Genomic DNA, 8,165 nt, shown 5'->3' with positions numbered 1-8,165 from the left:
CCGCGCGGGGACGCGGGAGACCCTGACGGCCGTCCCCTCCCGCGACGTGACCGCACCACCCGATCCGCCTACCGTTCGGAAAAGGAGCTCTTTGTGGTCAGCCCGCACGCGGTGATGGGTATGGCGCTCGTGGCGCTGGGCCTGGTCCTCACCCCCGGCCCCAACATGATGTACCTGGTGTCCCGTTCGGTGACGCAGGGGCGGAAGGCCGGGCTGATCTCGCTGCTGGGCGTGGCCGCGGGGTTCTTCGTCTACCTGCTGGCGGCGGTCGCCGGCATCGCCACCCTCTTCGCTCTCGTCCCCGCCGTCTACACCGCGGTGAAGCTGGCCGGGGCCGCGTACCTGGCCTGGCTGGCCTGGCAGGCCCTGAGGCCCGGCGGGACGTCGGCGTTCGACCCGAAGCCGCTGCCGCCGGATCCGCCGCGGAAGCTCTTCACCATGGGGCTGGTCACCAATCTGCTCAACCCGAAGATCGCGATCCTCTACGTCTCGGTGCTGCCGCAGTTCGTCGACCCCGACAGGGGCTCCGTGCCGCTCCAGAGCCTGCTGATCGGCCTCACCCAGATCGTGGTGGCGGTCACCGTGAACGGCGCGATCGCCCTGACCGCGGGATCCGTCTCGGCGTTCCTCCGGCGGCGTCCGCGGTGGCTGCGGACGCAGCGGTACGTCATGGGGACGGCCCTCGCCGGCATCGCCGTGACGGTCGCCGTGGACTGAGCGCCGTGGGCCGACAGCGCCGAGCGCCGGGGTCCGCCCGACCGACCACCTACCCGCCCGTCAGGCCGGGCGGGTCAGACCCCGCAGGAACTCCCGGCCCGCCGCGGACACGCCCGCGAAGTCCGGCGCCTCCGGGTGCCACCGCTTCTCGTACTCCCAGCACAGCCACCCGTCGTAGCCGGCCGTGACGAGCTCCGCCACGCACGCGGCGATCGGTACGGCCCCCGTGCCCAGCGGCAGCGGAGCGGTGTCCTCCGCCGAGGCGACGTCCTTGACCTGGACGTATCCGAGGTGCGGGGCGAGGGCGGGGAGGCTGGTGGCGGGGGACTCGCCGTTCCGCCAGGTGTGCAGCAGGTCCCAGAGGGCGCCGACGTTGCGGTGGCCGACCGGGCCCAGCAGCCGTACCGCGTCCTGGGCGCGCGGGTGCGAGTCGTGGGTCTCCAGCAGTACCCGGACGCCCAGGTCGGCGGCGAGCGGGGCGACCCAGGCCAGCCGGCGCGCTGCGGTGTCCTCGGCGGAGTCGTCGCCGTCCGCCGGCTGCTCGCCGGCGCCGGGGAAGACCCGGACGTACGGCGCTCCTATGTCCGCGGCGAGCCGGACGAGCGCGTCCAGCTCGTCGAACACCGGCTCGTCGGGGCCGGGGCCGGCCACCCGGGTGTACCCGGCGACCCCCAGGATCTCCACCCCGTCCGCGGCGAACCGCCGTACGGCGTCGGCCCGTTCGGCCGGGCCACTGCCGGTGTGGAGGGGTTCCTCGGGGTGGGCGCGGAGCTCGACCCCGTCCCAGCCGTGCGCGGCGGCGAGCCGGGAGACGTCGGGGAGGGGGAGTCCGGGGACGGCGAGAGTGGAGAAAGCCAGTTTCACAGAGAACCGGCTTCCCCATGCGTAACGGACTTCTCGCCACGCGAGGTAACGGAATGATAACGCTTCGGATGGGCCGCAACCTCCCGGGCCTCCCGGCTGTCGTATGTGGCATCCGGCTTCCCGGGGGAGGTATCCGGGGGGATCAAGGGGAAGTCGGCCGGGGGGGAAGCGAGGGGCTCGGTCAGGGGACCGGGCCCCTCGAATCGCGTTCGCGGGGCGCCCGGTCCGTCCCCCGTGCGGCGTTGTCGTACCCCGGCGGTACCGTCACCCCATGGCACAACCGGCAGTGGTCGAAGGGGTGCTCGAACGCATCACCTACGCCAACGAGGAGAACGGCTACACCGTCGCCCGGGTGGACACCGGCCGCGGTGCCGGCGATCTGCTCACGGTCGTCGGCTCGCTCCTCGGCGCCCAGGTCGGCGAGTCGCTGCGGATGGAGGGCCGGTGGGGCTCGCACCCGCAGTACGGCCGCCAGTTCACGGTGGAGAACTACACGACGGTGCTCCCCGCCACCGTCCAGGGCATCCGCCGCTATCTGGGATCGGGCCTGGTCAAGGGCATCGGGCCCATCTTCGCCGACCGGATCACCCAGCACTTCGGCACGGACACCCTGCGGATCATCGAGGAGGAGCCGAAGCGGCTGATCGAGGTGCCCGGCCTCGGCCCCAAGCGGACCCGGAAGATCGCCGACGCCTGGGAGGAGCAGAAGGCCATCAAGGAGGTCATGCTCTTCCTCCAGACCGTCGAGGTCTCCACCTCCATCGCCGTCCGCATCTACAAGAAGTACGGTGACGCCTCCATCTCCGTCGTCAAGAGCGAGCCCTACCGGCTGGCCGCCGACGTGTGGGGCATCGGCTTCCTCACCGCCGACCGCATCGCGCGGTCGGTGGGCATCCCGCACGACAGCCCCGAGCGGGTCAAGGCCGGGCTCCAGTACGCCCTTTCGCAATCCGCCGACCAGGGGAACTGCTTCCTCCCGGAGGAGCGGCTGATCGCCGACGCCGTGAAGCTCCTCCAGGTGGACACCGGTCTGGTGATCGAGTGCCTGGCCGAACTCGCCGCCGACGAGGAGGGCGTGGTGCGGGAGACCGTGCCCGGCCCGGAGGACGGGCAGCCGGTCACCGCCGTCTACCTCGTCCCCTTCCACCGGGCCGAACTCTCCCTCGCCGCCCAGCTGTCCCGGCTGCTGCGCGCCGAGGACGACCGGCTGTCCGCCTTCCGGGACGTCGACTGGGACCGGGCCCTGACCTGGCTGGCCGGCCGCACCGGCGCCGAACTCGCCCCGGAGCAGCGGGATGCGGTCCGCCTCGCGCTCACCAGCAAGGTCGCCGTGCTCACCGGCGGCCCCGGCTGCGGCAAGTCCTTCACCGTCCGGTCCGTCGTCGAACTCGCCCGCGCCAAGCGGGCGAAGGTGATCCTCGCCGCGCCCACCGGCCGGGCCGCCAAGCGCCTGGCGGAGCTCACCGGCGCCGAGGCGTCCACCGTCCACCGGCTGCTGGAGCTCAAGCCGGGCGGCGACGCCGCGTACGACCGTGACCGGCCGCTCGACGCCGACCTGGTCGTCGTCGACGAGGCGTCCATGCTCGACCTGCTGCTCGCCAACAAGCTGGTCAAGGCGGTGGCCCCGGGCGCCCACCTGCTGCTCGTCGGGGACGTCGACCAGTTGCCGTCCGTGGGCGCGGGCGAGGTGCTGCGGGATCTGCTGGCGCCGGGGAGCCCCGTCCCCGCCGTCCGCCTCACCCGCATCTTCCGGCAGGCCCAGCAGTCGGGCGTGGTGACCAACGCCCACCGCATCAACTCCGGCCTCCCGCCCGTCACCACGGGCCTCGCCGACTTCTTCCTCTTCGCCGAGGAGGACACCGAGGAGGCCGGCCGGCTGACCGTGGACGTGGCCGCCCGCCGCATCCCGGCGAAGTTCGGCCTGGACCCGCGCCGGGACGTCCAGGTGCTCGCCCCCATGCACCGCGGCCCGGCCGGGGCCGCCGCCCTGAACGGGCTGCTCCAGCAGGCCGTCACCCCCGCCCGCCCCGACCTGCCCGAGCGCCGCTTCGGCGGGCGCGTCTTCCGGGTCGGCGACAAGGTGACGCAGATCCGCAACAACTACGAGAAGGGCGAGAACGGCGTCTTCAACGGCACGGTGGGCGTGGTCACGGGGCTGGACCAGGTCGAGCAGCGGCTGACCGTCCGCACCGACGAGGACGAGGAGGTCGGCTACGACTTCGCGGAGCTCGACGAGCTCGTCCACGCCTACGCCGTGACCATCCACCGCTCGCAGGGCAGCGAGTACCCGGCGGTCGTCATCCCGGTGACCACCGGCGCCTGGATGATGCTCCAGCGCAACCTTCTCTATACGGCGGTAACCCGGGCAAAACGCCTCGTGGTGCTGGTCGGCTCACGGCGGGCCCTCGGACAGGCCGTGCGCACGGTCGGGGCGGGCCGGCGGTGCACCGCGCTCGATCACCGGCTCGCCGTGGGAGGTGGTGTTCGTCTCTGAGCGGTTTACCAATCGGGGCGAAGGGGGCAGGATGGCACGCTGGACGGCACTCAGTGCCGCTCTTGGGCCCTATGGCCGACCCCGAGTGCACGGACCGCGTCCAAATGGGGGAAGGTAGGGGTAGTCAGGGCACCTCGAAGAAGAGGCACAACGTCGGTGAGGGATGACGTGAGCGACAACTCTGTAGTAGTGCGTTACGGGGACGGCGAGTACAGCTACCCGGTGATCGACAGCACCGTCGGTGACAAGGGCTTCGACATCGGCAAGCTGCGCGCCCAGACCGGTCTGGTGACCCTGGACTCCGGTTACGGCAACACGGCCGCCTACAAGTCCGCCATCACCTACCTGGACGGCGAGCAGGGCATCCTGCGCTACCGCGGCTACCCCATCGAGCAGCTGGCCGAGCGCAGCACGTTCACCGAGACGGCGTACCTGCTGATCAACGGCGAGCTGCCGACCGCCGACGAGCTGTCGCGCTTCCAGGACGAGATCACCCGCCACACCCTGCTGCACGAGGACGTCAAGCGGTTCTACGACGGCTTCCCGCGCGACGCCCACCCGATGGCCATGCTGTCCTCCGTGGTCAGCGCCCTGTCGACGTTCTACCAGGACAGCCACAACCCGTTCGACGAGAAGCAGCGCGACCTGTCGACGATCCGGCTGCTCGCCAAGCTGCCGACGATCGCGGCCTACGCGTACAAGAAGTCCGTCGGCCACCCCGTGGTCTACCCGCGTAACGACCTCGGCTACGTCGAGAACTTCCTGCGGATGACCTTCTCGGTGCCGGCCGCCGAGTACGACCTGGACCCGGTCGTCGTCAGCGCCCTCGACAAGCTGCTCATCCTGCACGCCGACCACGAGCAGAACTGCTCCACCTCGACCGTGCGCCTGGTGGGCTCCTCGCAGGCCAACCTGTTCGCGTCGATCTCCGCGGGCATCAACGCCCTGTGGGGCCCGCTGCACGGCGGCGCCAACCAGGCCGTCCTGGAGATGCTGGAGTCCATCAAGAACTCCGGCGGCGACGTGGACTCCTTCATCCGCAAGGTGAAGAACAAGGAGGACGGCGTCCGCCTGATGGGCTTCGGGCACCGCGTCTACAAGAGCTTCGACCCCCGGGCGAAGATCATCAAGGCCGCGGCGCACGACGTCCTCTCCGCCCTGGGCAAGGACGACGAGCTGCTGGAGATCGCGCTCAAGCTGGAGGAGCACGCGCTCAGCGACGACTACTTCGTCTCGCGCAACCTCTACCCCAACGTGGACTTCTACACCGGTCTCATCTACCGGGCGATGGGCTTCCCGACCGAGATGTTCACCGTGCTCTTCGCGCTCGGCCGGCTGCCCGGCTGGATCGCCCAGTGGCACGAGATGATCAAGGAGCCGGGCTCCCGCATCGGTCGCCCGCGCCAGATCTACACCGGCGTCGTCGAGCGGGACTTCGTGCCCGTCGAGGCGCGCTGACCCCTTCCGGGCCCGCTTTCGGTCCGCTTTCGGTCCGCCGGTCCGCCGGTACGGCGCCCTCGCCTCCCCCTCAGGGGGATGGCGGGGGCGCCGTTCGCATGCGTAGGGGTTTACCGGCGGTTACCCCTAATAAAAGATGATGTACGTAGCACATGTACATGGCATCGGAGGAAGTTGTACATGGCATCAATGAAAAGCGCCCCGGCTCCGATCCCCCCACGGGTCGGAGCGGGGCGCTTTCCGTCCCGGAGCGGATTCCCCCCACGGGATCCGTCCGGGAGTCCGAATGCGCGCCGCGCGCTCACCGTTCCCCGGCGCACCGGGTGCGCCGTCCCTCGGACGCGATCTGCCGGGACAACGTACGTACGGGAGGGCCGCTCAAAGCTCCCCGGGTACGTGTCCCGGCCACGCGTGGCCGGCCCGTCCCCCAAGACGATCCAGCACTGCCTGGTTAGACCAATCCTGACGAGGAATGGTTACCCCGGAATTGCTGTGATCTAGGTCTCTTGTTTTCGTCAGTCAAAGGGGGACGGAAAAGGGCAAGGGCCCTGAACGGAAATCAGGGCCCTTGTCTCGGAGGTAAGGCGGAGGCCGCCGCGGGCGGCGGCCGGTGGGATGTAACGGGGCGAACCCGGCGATAAGTGCCGTGTCGGGCCCGGCGGGGATGCCGGACCCGGTCCGGCGGGGGTGTCGGGCCGGGTAGGGCGGGGGCGCCGTATCGGCCCGGGCGGGGTGCGTCGGGTCAGACGCGGCCCACCAGCTCGTACCCCGCCTCGTCCACGGCGGCCCGTACGGCCTCGTCGTCCAGCGGGCCGTCGGAGACCACGGTGACCCGGCCGGCGGACGCCTCGGCCTTGACGGAGGTCACCCCGTCCAGCGCGGAGAGCTCGCTGCCGACCGCGCTCTCGCAGTGGCCGCAGGTCATGCCGGTCACCTGGTAGACGGTGGTGGTACCGGCGGTCGTTCCGTGCGTCATGCTGTGCTCCTCGGTGAAGTGGACCGGTTGGCGACTGCGCCGCCATCGTACCCCCCGGGGGTATGGATCCCGGTGTCGGGCCCCGGGGCGGCTCAGCCCCGGCGCTCGCGCCGGGCCCGGTTGCCGGGGCGTTCGGCGACCCACAGCCGGATGGTGTCGGCGAACCAGTACGGTTTCCCGCCCTCGGTCAGGTCGGGCGGCGGCAGCAGGCCGTGCTTGCGGTAGGACCGCACCGTATCGGTCTGCACCCCGATGTGTGCGGCGATCTCCTTGTAGGACCAGAGTCGACGGTCGGTCATCTCTCGCGCCTCTCCGCTGCGCCGCGGCCACGGAGGGGATCCGTCGGGGGGTCCGCGACGCCGCCGTTCTCGATCACGCAGCCTTGCCCGGCGGACGGCCCGGGCGAGCCGGGCGGGCGCGGCTGTGGAGCGGCTGTCGAGGAAGGCTGACCGGGCCGTGACGCTCGTAACCCGGTGGCGACGTGGTGTTCGGACGGGTGACGTCCGGTCGGTCAGGCGAGCCCGGCCGCGGCGGCCGGTTCCGACGGGCTCACCGGCCGGTTCTCCCGGCGGGAGAGCTCGCACGCCTCGGCGATCAGCAGGGCGTTCAGGCCCTCGCGGCCGGGGCACGGGCTGTCCAGCGCGCCGCGCACGGCGCGCACGAAGGCGTCCAGCTCGGCGCGGTACGCGCTCTCGAACCGTTCGAGGAAGCCGGGCCACGGCCGTTCCGGCGCTCCCGGCCCGGCCGGCTCGGCGGAGGTGAGCGGCGTCCGGGCGTCCAGGCCCACCGCCCACTGGTCGCGGTCCCCGCACAGCTCCGTACGGACGTCGTAACCCGCGCCGTTGTAGCGGGTCGCGGTCGCCGAGACGAGCGTGCCGTCGTCCAGGGTGAGCAGGGCGCAGGCGGTGTCCACGTCGCCGTGCTCCCGGAAGGCCGGAGCCCCCGCGTCCGAACCCCGGGCGTACACCTCCGTCACCTCCCGTCCCGTCAGCCAGCGGACGGCGTCGAAATCGTGCACCATGCAGTCGCGGAAGAGGCCGCCCGACAGCGGCAGGAACTCCGCCGGGGGCGGCGCGGGGTCGGAGGTGACGGCCCGGATGGTGTGCACCCGGCCCAGCCGCCCGGCCCGCAGCGCCTCGCGCGCGGCGCGGAAGCCGGCGTCGAAGCGGCGCTGGAAGCCGATCTGGAGCAGGGTGCCCGCCCGTTCCGCCTCGGCCAGGGCCCGGGCGGTGCCCGCCAGGTCGACGGCGATCGGCTTCTCGCAGAAGGCCGGGAGGTCGGCGTGGGCGGCCCGGGTGATGAGGTCGGCGTGGGACGCCGTCGCCGTGGCGATGACGACGGCGTCCACACCGGCCGTGAACGCTTCCTCCGGTGAGTCGAGCGCCTTCGCTCCGACTCGTGCGGCGAGGGCGGCGGCGCGGGGCGGGTCGGCGTCGGCGATCAGGAGCTCGCCCGCGCCTTCGGTGCGGGTCAGGGTCGCGGCGTGGAAGGAGCCGATGCGGCCGGCTCCGAGGAGGGCGATGCGGAGGTCTTTCACGGTGCTTCCTTGTGGGGTGGGAGGGGTGTGCCCCGATCCCGCCCCTTCGCCGCTCGTCCTCAAACGCCGGACGGGCTTGATTCAGCCCGTCCGGCGTTTGAGGACTGGGGGTACCCCCT

6 protein-coding genes and 1 pseudogene are annotated in these 8,165 nt (G+C 71.8%); 3 read left to right on the top strand and 4 right to left on the bottom strand.

The window, feature by feature from the left end; translation table 11 throughout:
* Positions 1–93 precede the first annotated feature (93 nt).
* Entirely contained in the window at positions 94–717 is a 624-nt protein-coding gene (locus ACSNOK_RS27355; RefSeq protein ID WP_436783457.1) for a LysE family translocator, read from the top strand.
* Between the two features lie 60 nt (positions 718–777).
* On the opposite strand, the gene ACSNOK_RS27350 is transcribed toward ACSNOK_RS27355, so the two are convergent.
* Complete coding sequence (locus tag ACSNOK_RS27350; RefSeq protein WP_436783456.1) at positions 778–1,581, bottom strand: sugar phosphate isomerase/epimerase family protein; 804 nt, start codon at positions 1,579–1,581, stop codon at positions 778–780.
* 271 nt (positions 1,582–1,852) lie between these two features.
* On the opposite strand from ACSNOK_RS27350, the gene recD2 reads away from it, so the two are divergent.
* The gene (gene recD2 / locus ACSNOK_RS27345) at positions 1,853–4,075 is read left to right on the top strand and encodes an SF1B family DNA helicase RecD2 (protein ID WP_436783455.1); all 2,223 of its coding nucleotides are present in this window, start codon (positions 1,853–1,855) and stop codon (positions 4,073–4,075) included.
* A 168-nt stretch (positions 4,076–4,243) separates the two neighbouring features.
* A complete protein-coding gene (locus tag ACSNOK_RS27340) occupies positions 4,244–5,533 on the top strand; it encodes a citrate synthase (protein ID WP_436783454.1) in 1,290 nt (429 codons plus the stop codon).
* Between the two features lie 742 nt (positions 5,534–6,275).
* On the opposite strand, the pseudogene ACSNOK_RS27335 reads toward ACSNOK_RS27340, so the two are convergent.
* The 3 genes and pseudogenes from ACSNOK_RS27335 to ACSNOK_RS27325 all read right to left on the bottom strand — a co-directional run bounded on the left by ACSNOK_RS27335 (position 6,276) and on the right by ACSNOK_RS27325 (position 8,046).
* Positions 6,276–6,555, bottom strand: a pseudogene (locus ACSNOK_RS27335) (heavy-metal-associated domain-containing protein).
* A gap of 46 nt (positions 6,556–6,601) precedes the next feature.
* Positions 6,602–6,808, bottom strand: a complete 207-nt coding sequence (locus ACSNOK_RS27330) for a MerR family DNA-binding transcriptional regulator (RefSeq protein WP_436783453.1) — start codon at positions 6,806–6,808, stop codon at positions 6,602–6,604.
* A gap of 212 nt (positions 6,809–7,020) precedes the next feature.
* Complete coding sequence (locus ACSNOK_RS27325; protein WP_436783452.1) at positions 7,021–8,046, bottom strand: Gfo/Idh/MocA family protein; 1,026 nt, start codon at positions 8,044–8,046, stop codon at positions 7,021–7,023.
* Between the last annotated feature and the right edge of the window lie 119 nt (positions 8,047–8,165).

It is taken from the genome of Streptomyces sp. URMC 126 (assembly GCF_051386555.1).
Classification (GTDB): Bacteria; Actinomycetota; Actinomycetes; order Streptomycetales; family Streptomycetaceae; genus Streptomyces.
This window is presented reverse-complemented; position numbering and strand designations above follow the sequence as displayed.